Origin of the sequence: Aedoeadaptatus coli (assembly GCF_900343085.1) — a bacterium.
Lineage (GTDB): Bacteria > Bacillota > Clostridia > Tissierellales > Peptoniphilaceae > Aedoeadaptatus > Aedoeadaptatus coli.
The window spans coordinates 1-15173 of record NZ_OPYI01000020.1; the positions used below are offsets into that span (position 1 = coordinate 1).

Here is a 15173-nt window from a genome sequence, read left to right on the forward strand (position 1 = left end):
CCACGTGCTGCTTAAATTCATCCGTAAAGTTTCTTCTTTTTCTAGGTGCTTTATCCATGTGATCCTCCTTGTTGATCATAAGATACCACACCTTAAGGAAACTGTCCTAATTATTGTAACCTATCCACCCTCTGCCCCTTCCCCGGGGCCCCATCCCCATCCACCCACAAACGCCTTTTAGCAGTGCAAATGCCTGACGGCATTTGATTTGTATTGGGCTTCTTCGCTCTTGAATGGTTTTTCTATGGGCGAAGATATTTCTTTGGAAATAAAGATGCTCTGCCCAACTCACTTTTGTTCGTTGGCGACACGGCCCAACAGGAATCGGAACCCGTTAGGGTTCCGCTCTGCTAGAAAGCGTTAGGGATAAAGGGTAGGGGTCCGGGGGAGGGATAAGGGCGAATCGCAACGCCCTTTTTCCCTCCCCCGGAATGATCTGATGAACATAAGTTACGAGAAGAGAATATTAAATGCTTCTTTTTTTGCTTCGAACTTGAGAGAAAGAATGTAGCCCCTGCGGGTTGAGGGCATATGCGGGCGCCCTGGGCCCTTCCCCGGGTCTCAAAGCCGTGAAAGAACGTATTTATAGCGAATAAAAAACAACGCGTTAAATAGCCGACTACTCCTTGGCCGGTTAAAGAAAAGGCATACACCATTGAATAGACAAAATCGCCTCATCCATGTACAATCAAGCCATAAAGGAGGGGAAGCATGGCGACAAAAAGTTTTTTAAAGTCAGTGGCTATTCGAAAACAGAAGCAAAAGAGAGACATTGCTCGCGCCATGGCACAAACCGAAGCCTATGCAAAGAGCACGCCTTATAAAGAAGCGCCGGCTAGGATTCTTCGTAGAAATGAGATAAAGAAAGTTTTTGCGAAAGAAGAATAGGAAACGATTGCGAAAATCACAAGGCTTGCTCTTGACCGCTGATATGGCGGACATGTTCGGATAATTAAATCGCCTTCGCTTATCCCCCTCGAAATCGAGGGGGATTCGATTTCGAGAGACAACGTGTCAAAAAACAAACCACATGAAGTGTGCTCTTCCCTGCAAAGATAAAAAGTGTGCGAAGAAAAGATAAAACAATAAAATCTCCTCTCTTTCCCATTGACTCCCCTTCTCTCTAATATTATGATTATTAAAGATGACGCGACGGGGGTCGTCTACTTGTATGGAAAACCATTTCCCGCAGCGATCTCCGTCGTTCTCGCGAAAATTTTTCTCTCTTCGCGGGTGTTTTATGGTTTTAGAAAGGAGTTATTGTGAAAAAGAGGTATCTATCGGTCCTTCTGGCTCTGATCATGGTTTTTGCTCAGGTGCCGACGCTTGTGCGGGCGGAGGGCTTTAAGGATGTCAAGGGCCACTGGGCGGAGCGCACGATTGTGTGGGCCGCGAAGGAAGGGTATTTGAAGGGGTATCCCGACGGCACGTTTCGTCCCGACGCGCCTGTGAGCAATGCGGAGTATTACCGCATCGTCAATGAATTTACGCCGCAGCTTCACGATCCGGCCCTTGCGTCGAAGGATGTAAAGGTGAATTATTCGGATGTGAAGGAGGACGATTGGTTTTACACCGAGGTAAAGAAGGGTGTACAGGCCGGTTACTTAGGATCGGGTGAAGGGCAAAGCCTGAAATCCGGCGAAAAGATCGAGCGCCAGGAAGCGGTGCGGATTTTTGCCGTCGTTCAAAAGTGGGACGACGATGCGGAAGCGGCCCGTCAGTTTGCGGATTACGATTCCGTGAAGGAAGAGCTGCGGGGAGCCGTGGGCGCCTCGAAGACACATAATTTGATTCAAGGCTATCCCGACGGGACGTTCCGCCCCGAGGGCAGCATGACGCGGGCGGAAGTGGTGACGGTTCTAGCCAATCACTTGCATCCCGATTTGGGGCCGGAACCCGCCCCGACGCCGTCGCCTTCCGGGAATTGGAATTGGAATTTCATTAATGAGTCGTCGAATTTCGGCAAGGGCTATCAGATTAATTCCGATGTCTTGCAGCGTGCGGCGAAATTTTTCAATGCGACGGACGCCCAGGAAATCCGTCGGTCCATGCGGGGCGGCTGGAGCGGTTCCTGCTACGGCTTTACGGCGACGGCGGGCCTTTATAAGGAAGGCCGCTTGACGGTGAATAATCTTAACGAACCCGCGCGCTCGGCGATCGGGGATTTGGAAGCGCAAAGCAATTACAAGGCGCAGTCGGTGATTAATCTGCATCAAAACATGCAAAACACGCGGACGTATCTTAATAACCGAAATAATAACGGCATCGGCTGGAATTTCGACCGGATTAAGAGGAATACGCAGGATCTTTCCACTTACGCCGCGAATTTAAAGGCCATGGTGGATCAGGCGAAGGCGAAAAATTCCACGGTGCAGTTGGGCTATTTCTGGGAAATGGGCGGCCGGTATGTGGGCCATGCCAATGCGATTTACGATTACGTTCAAGAGGGCAATGTGCTGCGCCTGAAGGTGTATGATCCGAATTACATCGGCTTGGATCAAAAGGAAGTCGTGATCGACTTGGGCACGAACCGCATGGTGGCGAAGTCTGCGACGACGGCCTCCGGCGGGTCCGGGCGGATCGTGGTGGCTTATTCCTATGCCTTCCCCACGAACACGATTATGAAGGGGGCGAATCCGACGCCGACGAATATTCCCACGCAATTTATTGTAAGGGGCAAGCAAAAGGTAGCTGTGGTGAGCGGTTCCGAATCCTGGGTATTGGATCCCAAGAATGCCGAAGTGGTGCCGGGTGAAGAGACGTATATCTATACGGTACCGGCGAAATCGGTGTATAAGGTGTATTCTTTTGCCGGAGGAAATATTGCCATTCGCGGCAAGGACTATTATTTAGCTTTTGAAACGGAGCGTCCGACGACGGTGGAAGCCGGCAAAGGCACCTTCCACATGAAGGATCAGACGGGCAAGTATTGGGTGAGCATGGGCGAAGATGCGACCAATAAGATGTTTAAGTGGAATGCCGTGGAAGTGGAAGGCAGCGGCGATCGGGATCTGTATTTGAACAAGGATCCCTTCGGCTATGCGCTTCGCGGCGAAAACTTAAAGGGCGCCCGCGTCACGGCCCTGGACAAGTTTGTAGCCAAGGAAAAGACCGTGGACCGGAAGGCCAAGGTCGTGCAAATTCGTCAGGACAACGATCAGTTGAAGTTTAAGTACGACGATTTCGGCAAGTACGATCAAAAGCCCGGCGAAGGCTTCGTGGGAAGCTGGATCGGCCACGATTATATGCGTAAACCAAGCACTGGAGCGATTTACAATGTAGAGGCCACTTACCGTATTTCGAAAAACCCCAACGGAACGTATCTGGTGCGCCAAACCGGTCGTGTCGTTGAAACGGGAGACTATTATGTAGGCGAGTACAGGAATGTACGCCTGAATCCCTCCACCGGAGAATTGGAATTGCGGAGAAGCAATTACACGACAATCGAAGGACTTCGCACTACCGGCGCCAATAGAGGACCTAAATTGATTAACGGACGTCTGGTGATTAATTACTCACTCGGGAAGGTTGCCGAATATACGCGCTATTAAGTCAGTTTACCGTGACATGAAAAAAGACCACAGAGAACAAAATCTGTGGTCTTTTTCTGTGCCGGCCTTAGGATGCCACTTCCACAGTGGTCACATAATTGGCCCTATTTCCCCTCTGCCGCATAATGGGCACGTTTCTCGTCGTGTGGCGCTTGTTGATGCCCAGGGCGCCGTCGAAGGTGTTGAGGCGGCGGAGGTAGCGGGCGATGGCGTCTCGATCGGGGCCGACTTCGTTCATGGCGTCGGCGATGAGGTTGTAGGCGTCGTAGCCCATGGCGGCGTAGCTTGTGGGGGCGCGGTCGTATGCTTTTTCGTAGGCGAGGAGGAAGGCGTCGGAGGCCTGATTGAATGTTTCGTAGCGGGCGTAGTGGGCGGTGAAGTACACATCTTCTACGGCGTCTTTGCCGATTTCTTTAAAGGAGGGGTTTTCCCAGCGATCGGCGCCCATGAGGGGGACGCGGATGCCGGCGTCTTTTACGGCGCGGATGAAGTAGGCGCTTGCGGCGGCGTCGCCGGGGCAGTAGATGCCGTCCACGGGGAATTTTTTCAGGCGGGAGATTTCTCGGGCGAAGCGGGTTTCGCCGGTGTGGTAGTCGATGCGGTAGGTGCGCACGTAGCTCGGAAGGCTGTGGATGAAGGCGTAGGCCAGGTCGTTGCCGTAGCCCGTTTCCGCGTCGACGACGACGGCGATGTCTCTCATGCCCAGGGTGTTTGCCGAAAAGGCGGCCATGGCGCGGGCCTGTTCGTCGTCGTTCATGCACACGGGGGTGATCCAGTAGTCGTCTTCCAAATCGGCGGCGGTGGAGCCGGTGACGGTGGGGATTTTCGCGGCTTTGATGACGGGGCGGGCGCGGTTCATGCTGTCGGTGCCGAAGGTGCCGATCAGGGCCAGGGCGCCGTCGTCGGAGAGGACGCTGACGCCGTTTGCGGCTTCCATGGATTGGCTCTTGGTGTCGTAGAGGGCGAGTTCGATTCTTTTGCCGCCGGCCACGGGGCGCATGCGATTGGCGAGCTCGACGCCGCGCCAAGTGTCTTGGCCCGTTTCGCCGTAGAGGCCTTGTTGGGGCTCGAAGACGCCGATGGTGACGGCGTCATTTGCAGCTTGTTTTGTGCAGCCCATAAGAAGCAAAAGGGCGAGGAGGGGAAGGAGTCGTTTCATTATGCATCTCCGAAAAATTGTGCCAAAGCTTCCAGATCCCGCTCTTCGCAGAGGACGAGGAGTTCGTCGCCCCCTTCCAGGGTGGTGTCGGCGTTGGGGGTGAAGGTGATGTCTTCCCGCTGCACGGAGGCGATGATGGGGTGATGGGGGATGTGGAGGCTTTTCAGGGGGACGTTAATGTAGTTGGCGTCGCCGGGAACGAGGAAGTATTGCATGGTGTAGTCGTCGTGGAGTTTGCCGATGTCTTTTTGAAACATGTTGTCGTAGAGGGATTCATAAATGGGGCCGCTCTTCAAGAGTTGGGCGATGATGTAGGCGATCATGGCGGTGGTGGTGACGGAGATCATTTGCAGCATGGTGCCGCTCATTTCCGACACGAGAAGGATGGAGAGGAGGGGGGCCTGCACCACGGAGGAGAGGATGGCGGCCATGCCCAGGTAGAGGAAGTTGGCGTAGTAGATGTCTGTGCCGATGAAGACGCCGTGGAGGAGGGCGCCGATGAGGGCGCCCAGGGTGAGCACGGGGAGGAAGATGCCGCCTTGGGCGCCGGAGCCGTAGCCGGTCCAGACGAGGAGCATGCGGATGGCGAAGAAGGCGATAAGGGCCTTGGCGGCGACGGTGGTGGTGGCCAAATGCTCGATGAGGCCGTGGCCGCCGCCTAAGAGGATGGGGTTGTAGAGGCCGGCCAAAAGGGCGAGGACCATGGCGAAAAAGATAATGAGGTAGCGAGGGAAGGGAAGCCGCTTCATGCGCGTGCTCGCAAAGAGCAGGCCTTTGTTGAAGACGGCGCCGAAGATGCCGCCGACGATGCCCACGAGGACGGGGGCCCAGATCATGCCCACGGGGAGCATTTCTTTCATGGGAAAGGAGAAGGCAGGCTCCATGCCCAGGATGCGGAAGCTGATCCAGTTGGCCACAACAGAAGCCACGATGCAGGGCACGACGAAGTAGTGGGAGAAGCTTTTGTGGAGCTCTTCCAGGGCAAAGAGGGCGCCGGCCAGGGGGGCGTTAAAGGCCGCGGCGAGACCCGCGGAGGCCCCGGCGGTGATGAAGTAGCGCTCTTCCATTTCCGAGGCGCGGAAGAGCTTGGCGAGGAGCTTTGCCAAGGTGCCGCCCAATTGAATGGAGGGGCCTTCTCGACCGAGGGTGAGGCCGGAGAAGGCAGCCATGGCGCCGCCGAAAAATTTTGAAATCAGGGTGGGCACCGGGGCGATGTCGGCTTTGCCTAAAAGCTCGCCGCGAATTTGGGGGATGCCGCTGCCGCCGCTTAGGGGCGACCAATTAAGTAGAAGGTGCATGGCCACGGCCATGGCGAGAAACAGCCCGAGCATAAGGGCGATGCGCCCGGGGGTGACGCTCGCGTAGAGAAGCATCCGCGCGTCGTCGAGCTTGCCTAATGTGAAGCGGTATAAAACGGAAATCATGCCCGAGGCCAGGCCGACGATGAAGCCGCCGAAGACCAGGTGCATGCGCAGGCGATTGTGATCGTAATTTGTCGCGTGGTGGGTATCCATGAAAACTCCTTTCCCAACCGACGAAAGAAATGGCGTACATAAAAGAGCAGGCTAAAATTCGCCTATACAATATTTTTTTGAAAAAGGCCTTTACAAGTGCGCACAAAGGATGTATTATAAGTCCATGATGATTTACCGTAGTAAAGCGATAAATAGAGAAAGGAAACCGATCATGAAGAAAAAACTATTTACCCTGACCGCACTGATGATGCTCTTGCTCGTGGGTTGCTCCGGCGGCGCGAAGACAGGCAATGACGCGGCGAATAACGCGGCAAACAATGGGGGCAATGCCAAGCAGGAAGCGGCGGCAGAACTCGATACGAGTAAGACTTATGTCATCGGCATGGACGACACCTTCGCTCCCATGGGCTTCCGCGACGAAAAAGGCGAAATCGTCGGCTTCGACGTGGAACTGGCGCAAAAGGCCGCCGAAGAAATGGGCATTAAGATCGAATGCCAACCCATCGACTGGACCGTAAAGGAATCGGAACTTGAATCGGGCAATGTAGACCTCCTCTGGAACGGCTTTTCCATTACCCCCGAGCGTCAAAAGAAAGTGCTCTTCTCGGATCCCTATATGGACAACCGCCAAATCATTATTACATTAAAGGATTCTCCCGTAAATTCCAAAGCCGACCTGGCCGGCAAGCGCGTCACCGTGCAAGGCGAATCTTCCGCACTGGAAGCCGTCATGAAGGACGATGCTTTTGTTAAGGCACTGGCCGAACCGCCGGTCGAATACGCCACCAACAACGAATGCTTTAAAGACATCGAAGCGAAGCGCTGCGACGCCATCGTCGTGGACGAAGTGTTGGCTCGCTACTACATGAAGCAAAACGGCGAAGAAAACTACAAGGTCTTGGAAGACAACTTCGGCGAAGAACAATTTGCCGTCGGTATGCGCAAAGACGATGTGGCTTTACAAGAAGCACTGAACAAGGCGCTGAAGACACTGAAAGACAACGGCACCTACGACGAAATTTACAGCAAGTATTTCGCCGACTAAAAATAGCAGGAGGCAGTTTTGGAAGTACTTGAACGTTTAATCCCCTTGTTGGGGGAAGGAATGAAAGTGACGGCGTCGGTATTTGCCGTGACCATCGTGTTATCGTCCATCCTTTGTATCCCGGTGGCCTGGGCGCGCTTGTCCCGTAACCCCATTATATCGAAGATCGCGGCGATTTACATTTATATTATGCGAGCGACGCCCTTGCTCCTTCAATTAATGTTCGTATTTTTCGGGCTGCCCCTTTTGCCTGCGGGCATTACCCTGGGCCGGTTTACCTCCATCTTTCTGGCCTTTGTGCTCAATTACACCGCCTACTTGGCGGAAATCCTGCGGGGCGGGATTCAATCCATCGACCCCGGGCAGTGGGAAGCGGGAAAGGTCCTGGGCCTTTCCAAGCCCTACACCTTCTTTAAAGTCATCCTTCCCGTGGTGATCCAGCGAAGTTTCCCCGCCTATTCCAACGAAGTCATTACCCTGGTCAAGGACACGTCCCTTGTCTATATCCTCGGCGTCATGGATATTTTGAAGGCGGCCAAATCCGTCTCCAACACCATGTCGTCCATCCTTCCCTATATTTACGTCGGGGTGGTTTACCTTATCGTCGTCGGTCTGTTGACCTTGCTTTTGAGACACGCAGAGAGGAAGATTGAAGCGTCATGAAAATTTCCGTGGACAATTTAAAAAAGAGCTTTGGCGATCGCTGCATTTGGAGCGACATCGATCTCACCTTTACCTCCGATGAGATCGTGGCCATTTCAGGCAAAAGCGGCCAGGGAAAGACCACCTTTCTCCGCTGCCTCAACGGCCTGGAAACTTACGACGCCGGCACCGTCGCCTTCGACGGCGAAGTGATGCCCGTGGGCACCACCGACGCGAAGAAAATCGGCATGGTCTTTCAGGGCTACTACCTGTTTCCGAAAATGACTGTGTGGGAGAACATCCTCCTGGCTCCCCTCTACCACGGCATCGATCGAAAAGAAGCGGAAGAAAGGGCCGAGCGGCTCATGAAAGAACTGGAGATCTACGAGGAAAAGGACAAGTACCCGAGAAATCTCTCCGGCGGGCAACAACAGCGTGTGGCCATTGTGCGCGCCTGCATGCTTGAGCCGGAAATTCTCTGCTTCGACGAGCCCACCTCCGCTCTGGATTCGGAGACCATCGACAAGCTGGCCCAAACCATGGGGCGGCTGAAAGAAAAGGGCATGGGCATGATCGTCGTGACTCACGATCGGGCCTTCGCCGAGCGAATCTCCGACAGGATACTGCACTTCGAAGAAGGGAGATTGAGAGAAGAAATTGTGGCATAAGAGAGGAATGTTTTCTGTTTTTCTTTTGCACACCCATGTTGTTTCGAAAAACCCACGATGGGGCGGGAGAGCCCTTCTCGTGGGTTTTTTGCGCGGTCTTTTAAATTAGCATAGCTGACGTAAAAGATTCAAGATACGTTCTTACTCAAAAATTGATTCTCACATGGCTTTGAGACCAGGGGAAGGGCCTAGGGCGTTGCGATTTCATGACCTATCCCGACGAGCGGAGCGAGTCGTAGGAAGGTCAGATGCAGTCTTACACCGTTTCGGGGAGGCGAAGCCTTCTCGAAACGGATGTATAGTTGTACGCCCTCAACCCGCAGGGGCTATGTATTTTTTTAAATTGCGTAGCCGACAAATTTCCGTGTTGATTTATTTTTCGCTTAAAATACGCTATTACACGGTTTTGAAACCCGGGGAAGGGGCCAGGGCGTTGCGATTTCATGACCTATCCCGACGAGCGGAGCGAGTCGTAGGAAGGTCAGATGCAGTCTTACACCGTTTCGGGGAGGCGAAGCCTTCTCGAAACGGATGTATAGTTGTACGCCCTCTGCCCCTCAAGGCAGGTTGCTGATCTTCAAAATGCGGAGCGGACAGCATTTCGTGGTGTTTTCTACTTCGCTTAAAATTTCATTCCTAAATGGCTTTGAAACCCGGGGAAGGGCCTAGGGCGTTGCGATTCGCCCTCTGGCCCTTCCCCGGGGCCCCATCCCACTCCACCCTAACGCTTTTTATATGTGCGAAGCCCTGACGGGCTTCGATTCCTGTTGGGCTGCGTCGCGGATAAAAGAAAGTAAGTTGGGCAATTTGTTCGGATGAGTGTATGAAACGGCTTGTTCGTTATTGAGCGGCCAAAAAAGGGGTGGGGACGGGGAAAATGCGACCTTCAGCTCTGAGCTCTTTTCCCAGTCCCGGGTTTCAAAGCCATGCGGGAATGGTATTTAGGCGAAATAGAATTCATCACGTGATTTTGTTTGGTCCGCTAACGAAAAGTCAGGACATAATAAATGAGCGAAGAAAAAATAAATTAATTGCTATTCTGCTCCATATCTATAATATGATCCACCACAATCATCATGGCCACGGCTACGTCGGCGTAGTTGTCGTCGATGACGTCGATGACGAAGGTGTCGCCCCAGGCGAAGATTTTCTTTTGAATGGCCGCCACTTCTCGGTCGCTCTCGTCTAAAATTCGAAAGTCCCAAGAAAAAACGTCGCCTTCGAGGCGCAGATCTTTTCCCTTGTAGGTAATGTCGATTTTCTTTCTGAAAAGGGCGAAGCGAGCCTTAATGTCCATGACATCGCCGTTTTCGAAGCGCACGTGATAGGTGGGCAGCAGGTGCATGAGTTCCTGATCCACGGAAAACAGCGGATTTCTCTCCCTGTCCGAGACGCGCACGTCGTATCCGAAAATTTTCAGATTCTGGTCGATAAAATAAACCGGCGCCTCGGATTCGTCCGTGACGGCGTAGTGATCCTCGAGTTTTAATACCTTTTGCTTTGCGTAAAGACGATACATCATGACCTCCGATGGGTTGTTTTGTTTTTTCTCTTTTCTCTGTTTTATTATACCCACAGAAGAGGGGTTGGAGCATGGCGAACGAAGTTTCGTGGTGATTTTTCATTCGCCTAAAATACCATTCCCGCACGGTTTTGAAACCCGGGGAAGGGGCCAGGGCGCCCGCATTCGCCCTAATCCCTCCCCCGGGAAAGTATGGTGCGTAAGAGAAAAAGACGAAATCAAAAACATAATGCGAGCACTCGGAAAGCGAAGACAAAGGGTGTGCGAAGAAAAAATCATTTTATAAAAAACATACTCCTATACATCATTCCTCGCACAAACAGCTCCTCAAATCGCATTTTATACCGTCTCCCCCAGGAGGAAAAACGCACGTACACGTCCCCGTTTTCTTCCGCCATTTCCGTAATGGTCACCCAGTGGTAGCGGAAGGATTTATTGGGGTGATTGGTGTTCAAAAGTGCCACGGGGCGATCGGCGTTTAGTGCGCGAAGGAGAAAGGCTCTGATTTCCTCATCTTTCGCCCGGGGTTTTAAAAACTCCGCTTTATAATTCATGCCCATGCGGCCCATGGCCCGCACGAGGATGCCCCCGGCGGCGATGCCCCAGGGTCTGGGCGGGGCGGCGAGGAGGATTTCGCTCATAAATTTCAGGGCGTCGTTTTTGTCGAAGGCCCGTTTTTTCTCTTTATAGGCGATGAGATTGGCCAAAGTGGCGATGCCGCAGGCCCGATCGGCCCGGTAGGTGCTCCATTTTTCCCGGAGGGCGGTCTGGTCGAAGCCGTAGCCTCCGTCTACGTCGATGAAGTTTTTGTGTTTTAAGGCGGCCAGGGTATTCATGTGTACGACCTTTCTTTTCGGGTAGGAATAAGGGTATAATAAAGATTAGTTTTTTTTATGAATAGAAAAAGGATGGTGAAATGAAACAATACATTAAGCCCTATATACCCTTAATTATCTGCGAAGTCTTACTCATCGCCCTGAGTATTTTGGCGGACCTTTACCTGCCGCGGCTCATGAGCCACATTGTGGACGCCGGGGTCTTGCGGGGGAATGTGCCTTTGATTTTTAATAAAGGCCTGGCCATGATCGGCCTCGCCGCCTTGTCGGTGATTTTAATGACCGTGGCCGGGCTCATGGCGGCGAAAATTTCCATGGGCTTTGCCCGGGATCTTCGCGCCGGCCTCTTTACCCACGTGCTCTCTCTGGATTTTCCTTCCTTCGAGACCTTCGGCGCCCCCTCGATTTTGACCCGCGCCACCGACGATATCAGTCAGCTGGAGCGCATGGCCGTGGTGGCCCTTCGCCCCATGGTGCGCGCCCCCCTGATGTTTCTCGGCGCCACTTACATGTGCCTTACCACCGACGTGAGGCTTTCCGCTGTTATTTTGGTCTCGGCGCCCATGCTTCTCGCCGTGGTCGCGACCATCGCCCGAAAGTCCATTCCCTGTTTTCGCCGCATTCGCGAACTCATGGACGACATCAATCTTCACTTCCGGGAACGGCTCACGGGGATTCGCGTGATTCGCGCCTTCGGCAAGGAAAGCTACGAGGAAAGGCGCTTCGACGAAGTGAACCGATCCATGCGCCGCACGTCGGAGCAGGTGAATAATTACCTGATTACCATGCTTCCGGCCTTTAATTTAATTTTTAATCTCACCATGGTCGCCGTCCTCTATTTCGGCGCCGGCCGCATTCACGCCGGCACCATGGAAGTGGGGGACCTCATGGCCTTTATTCAATACGTGGTGCAAATTATGTTTGCCCTCAGCATGTTCGCCATGCTCTTCGCCATGTACCCCAACGCCAAGGCCGCCTACGACCGCATCGTGGAGGTCCTCGAGACGCCGCCGGCCAAGGAAAATGTGAAAGTGACCTTGCCGGAGGGTGGGGAAACCTCCCTCGTCTTCGATCACGTCAGCTTCTCCTATCCCGGTGCCGAGCGGCCCGTGTTGTCGGACATTTCCTTTGAGGTGAAGGCCGGGCAAAAAATCGCCATTATCGGCGGCACGGGAAGCGGCAAGAGCACGATTTTAAAGCTCATCCACCGCTTCTACCACGTCTCGAGCGGCGAAATCCGCTTAAATGGCGTGAACATCGAAGACATTTCCGCGAAGGACCTGCGCAGCCGCGTGGGCTACGCGCCTCAAAAGGCCATGCTGCTCTTAAGGAGTGTGCGGGAAAACATCGGCCTGTCCCACGATCAGCCCTTAAGTGACGAAGAAACGGACCGCTATCTTTCCATCGCTCAGGCGAAGGATTTCGTCCACGCCGCACAAGACGGCAGGGACGCCACTGTGTCCCAAACGGGGAAAAACCTCTCCGGGGGACAGAAACAGCGCCTTTCCATCGCCCGGGCTTTGGCGAAAGAGCCCGAGGTGCTGCTCTTCGACGACGCCTTTTCCGCTCTGGACTTTCAAACGGACAAGGCCCTGCGCCGCGCCCTGGCCCCCATGACGGAGCGCACCGCCACCATTATCGTGGCCCAGCGGGTCATGACGGTCTTGGATTGCGACGAAATCCTCGTCCTGGATGACGGCGAAATCATCTCCCGCGGCACCCACGAGGAGCTCATGAAATCCTCCACCGTGTACCGGGAAATCGCCGCCTCTCAATTGGGAGAGGAGGTGCTCTATGCCTAGATTTAAAGGTGTCACAGAACGAGACCGCCGCAGCCTTCGAAGCGCCGACAGCCGCCGGATTATGAAGCGGCTCATCGGCTATTTGAATCAAGACAAACTGCCCATGGCCCTGGCCATACTCTTTACGGCCACGGCCACCATTATCGACATCTTTACGCCCTGGATCTTAGGGCTCGGAATCACGAACATTTACGACTCCGTGAAAGCCGGGGCGGGGATCGACTACGGCTATTTAAATCGCATTGCCCTCATTCTCCTCGTGATGTATATTACGTCTTCGATCTTCTACTTCTTCCGGGGCCGCATTCTCGTAAAGATCACCCAAAAGACCGTCTTTACCCTGAGAAAAGATTTTTCCGAAAAAATTCAGCGCCTCCCCGTGGCCTATTTGGACCGCTTTACCGTGGGGGATCTCCTCTCCCGCATGACCAACGACATGGAATCCGTGGTCAACAATATGCGGCAAAACATCGCCCAGATCATCAGCGCCGTGGTCACCATCATCGGCACCTTGGCCATGATGCTCTACATCGAGCCCAGGCTCACGATTATTTCCTTGATCGTGCTGCCGGTAAGTGCCTTTGTCACGGCGAAAGTCGCAGGCATCAGCCAGCGCTACTTCCGAGCCAAGAGCCACGACATGGGCCGGGTGGACGGCTACATGGAAGAGATCATTACCGCACAGGAAGTGGTAATGAGCTTTACCTTCGAAGACCGGGCCCTCCGCGAATTTAACGCCATTAACGACGCCCTCTACGACAACGCCTACAAGGCCCAATTTATCAGCGGCGAAATCATGCCCCTGATGAACTTTATCTCCAATTTGGGCTACGTGGCCATCGCCGTCTTCGGCGGATTTTTGGTCTTAAACGGCGCCATTACCGTGGGGGCCATTCAGGCCTTCTTCCAATACTCGAGAAAACTCAATCAACCCATCAGCGGCATGGCGGAAGTGGTGGGCGCCCTGCAATCGGCCATCTCTGCCGCCGACCGCATCTTCCGCGTCCTCGACGGGGAAGAAGAAGCGGAAGCCGCCGACGCCTTGCCCTTGGAACACTTAAAAGGCGAGGTCGCCTTCGATCACGTGCGCTTCGGCTACGAGAAAAACCAAGTGGTCATCGACGACTTCTCCCTTCACGTACGTCCCGGGCAGACCGTGGCCATCGTCGGCCCCACCGGGGCGGGAAAGACCACCCTCATCAATCTCTTGATGCGCTTCTACGAGCCCGATCGCGGCAGCATTTCCGTGGACGGCGTGGACATTCGCCGTTACACCCGCGGCGATCTGCGTCGCCACTTCGGCATGGTGCTTCAAGACACCTGGCTCTTCACCGGCTCCATTAAAGACAACATCGCCTACGGAAAAGAAGGCGCCACCGACGAGGCCATTCGTGCCGCCGCCAAGGCCACTTACGCCGACAACTTTATCCGCACCTTGCCTGCGGGCTACGACGAAATCATCACCGAGTCCGGTTCGGAAATCTCCCAAGGCCAGCGGCAGCTGTTGACCATCGCCCGGGCCCTCATCTCCGATCCCGACATCCTGATCTTAGATGAAGCCACCAGCTCCGTGGACACCCGCACGGAAAAACTCATCCAAAAAGCCATGGACCGCCTTATGCACGGCCGCACCAACTTCGTCATCGCCCATCGCCTCTCCACCATCGTCGGCGCCGACGTGATCCTCGTTCTGAAAGACGGAAACATCGTGGAACAGGGGGATCACCACAGCCTTATGGCACGAAAGGGCGAATACTACGAACTCTACCACAGTCAATTCGAAGGAAAAGAGATTTAACTGCAAATACTTTTCTCCTCACTGAATAATTTTAACAACCGCGGGTAAGTATGAAGTAGCATCACTAATAGGACTCATTCGAAAGGAGATCTTTCATGTTATTTTGGTTAATTTTCGGCGCACTGGCCGGCTGGATCGCAAGTAAAATCATGGGCAAAGACGAATCCATGGGCGCTGTGGCAAACATCGTCACCGGGATCGTCGGTTCATTTATCGGCGGCTTCATCGCAAGCAATGTCTTCCACATGGGCAAAGTATCCGGCTTCAACCTATACAGCCTGATCATCGCCGTTATCGGCTCTGTGATTTTGCTGTGGATCGTGAATGCGGTAAAAAACAGAAAATAAGGACAAGAAAAGGGGCTTTTGAATAAGCCTCAGACTGCAGACAAACTCCGAATAAATCTCGGGGTTTGTCTCTTTTTTGTGTATTTTTTCCATAAATCAGCAAAAGAAGGGCCGTCGCCTCCTCCGTCCCGCTCTTTTCGATCCATCATTAGTGCCAGTTTTTTCATGTTCATGCATGCAAAGGTCAGCACCGCTTTCAGGTCCATTTTCTTTCGTCCACGCTGGTTGGTGTAGCGAAGGCCATGGTATTCTTTGGCGCTGCCGAATTGCCGTTCGATGGTTTCTTTGCGTTGTTTGTATTCTGCTTTTCCTTGGGTGGTGTAGCGGT

13 protein-coding genes are annotated in these 15173 nt (G+C 53.6%); 8 read left to right on the forward strand and 5 right to left on the reverse strand.

All coding sequences use genetic code 11. The features are described 5' to 3' along the window. The first annotated feature begins 711 nt into the window (after positions 1-711). On the forward strand, positions 712-888 hold the full coding sequence (locus tag DG046_RS09670) for a hypothetical protein (RefSeq protein ID WP_159082115.1): 177 nt from the start codon (positions 712-714) through the stop codon (positions 886-888). 374 nt (positions 889-1262) lie between these two features. Continuing rightward, positions 1263-3551: an S-layer homology domain-containing protein gene (locus DG046_RS08980; protein ID WP_108832173.1), complete on the forward strand. Its 2289-nt coding sequence runs from the start codon at positions 1263-1265 to the stop codon at positions 3549-3551. 67 nt (positions 3552-3618) lie between these two features. On the opposite strand, the gene DG046_RS08985 is transcribed toward DG046_RS08980, so the two are convergent. Beyond that, a complete protein-coding gene (locus DG046_RS08985; protein ID WP_108832174.1) occupies positions 3619-4710 on the reverse strand; it encodes an ABC transporter substrate-binding protein in 1092 nt (363 codons plus the stop codon). Next, positions 4710-6224, reverse strand: coding sequence for a ClC family H(+)/Cl(-) exchange transporter (locus tag DG046_RS08990; protein WP_108832175.1), 1515 nt, complete (start codon positions 6222-6224; stop codon positions 4710-4712). The genes DG046_RS08985 and DG046_RS08990 overlap by 1 nt, the downstream gene beginning before the upstream one ends. Before the next feature lie 172 nt (positions 6225-6396). Here DG046_RS08990 and DG046_RS08995 point away from each other — a divergent pair, with 172 nt between their 5' ends. Genes DG046_RS08995 through DG046_RS09005 form a run of 3 tightly spaced genes read left to right on the forward strand, consistent with a single transcriptional unit; the run spans position 6397 to position 8540 of the window. Beyond that, on the forward strand, positions 6397-7230 hold the full coding sequence (locus DG046_RS08995; RefSeq protein WP_234411496.1) for an amino acid ABC transporter substrate-binding protein: 834 nt from the start codon (positions 6397-6399) through the stop codon (positions 7228-7230). 18 nt (positions 7231-7248) lie between these two features. Beyond that, positions 7249-7893: an amino acid ABC transporter permease gene (locus tag DG046_RS09000; protein ID WP_108832176.1), complete on the forward strand. Its 645-nt coding sequence runs from the start codon at positions 7249-7251 to the stop codon at positions 7891-7893. Continuing rightward, positions 7890-8540, forward strand: coding sequence for an amino acid ABC transporter ATP-binding protein (locus DG046_RS09005; RefSeq protein ID WP_108832177.1), 651 nt, complete (start codon positions 7890-7892; stop codon positions 8538-8540). Before DG046_RS09000 ends, DG046_RS09005 begins: the two co-directional genes overlap by 4 nt. 1027 nt (positions 8541-9567) lie before the next feature. Here DG046_RS09005 and DG046_RS09010 read toward each other — a convergent pair. Together DG046_RS09010 and DG046_RS09015 are read right to left on the reverse strand one after the other, a co-directional pair. Then, positions 9568-10059, reverse strand: a complete 492-nt coding sequence (locus tag DG046_RS09010; RefSeq protein WP_159082116.1) for an LURP-one-related/scramblase family protein — start codon at positions 10057-10059, stop codon at positions 9568-9570. A 278-nt stretch (positions 10060-10337) separates the two neighbouring features. Beyond that, positions 10338-10898 carry a cysteine peptidase family C39 domain-containing protein gene (locus DG046_RS09015; RefSeq protein WP_108832179.1) on the reverse strand — a complete coding sequence of 187 codons (561 nt, stop codon included), beginning with the start codon at positions 10896-10898 and terminating at the stop codon, positions 10338-10340. An 80-nt stretch (positions 10899-10978) separates the two neighbouring features. On the opposite strand from DG046_RS09015, the gene DG046_RS09020 reads away from it, so the two are divergent. The 3 genes from DG046_RS09020 to DG046_RS09030 all read left to right on the forward strand — a co-directional run bounded on the left by DG046_RS09020 (position 10979) and on the right by DG046_RS09030 (position 14845). Further along, entirely contained in the window at positions 10979-12700 is a 1722-nt protein-coding gene (locus DG046_RS09020) for an ABC transporter ATP-binding protein (RefSeq protein ID WP_108832180.1), read from the forward strand. Then, positions 12693-14498: an ABC transporter ATP-binding protein gene (locus DG046_RS09025; RefSeq protein ID WP_108832181.1), complete on the forward strand. Its 1806-nt coding sequence runs from the start codon at positions 12693-12695 to the stop codon at positions 14496-14498. The genes DG046_RS09020 and DG046_RS09025 overlap by 8 nt, the downstream gene beginning before the upstream one ends. 95 nt (positions 14499-14593) lie before the next feature. After that, positions 14594-14845, forward strand: coding sequence for a GlsB/YeaQ/YmgE family stress response membrane protein (locus DG046_RS09030; RefSeq protein WP_108832182.1), 252 nt, complete (start codon positions 14594-14596; stop codon positions 14843-14845). A 29-nt stretch (positions 14846-14874) separates the two neighbouring features. Here DG046_RS09030 and DG046_RS09755 read toward each other — a convergent pair. After that, positions 14875-15173, reverse strand: a 299-nt coding sequence (locus DG046_RS09755) for a transposase (RefSeq protein ID WP_199909613.1), incomplete at its 5' end; no start/stop codon positions are given.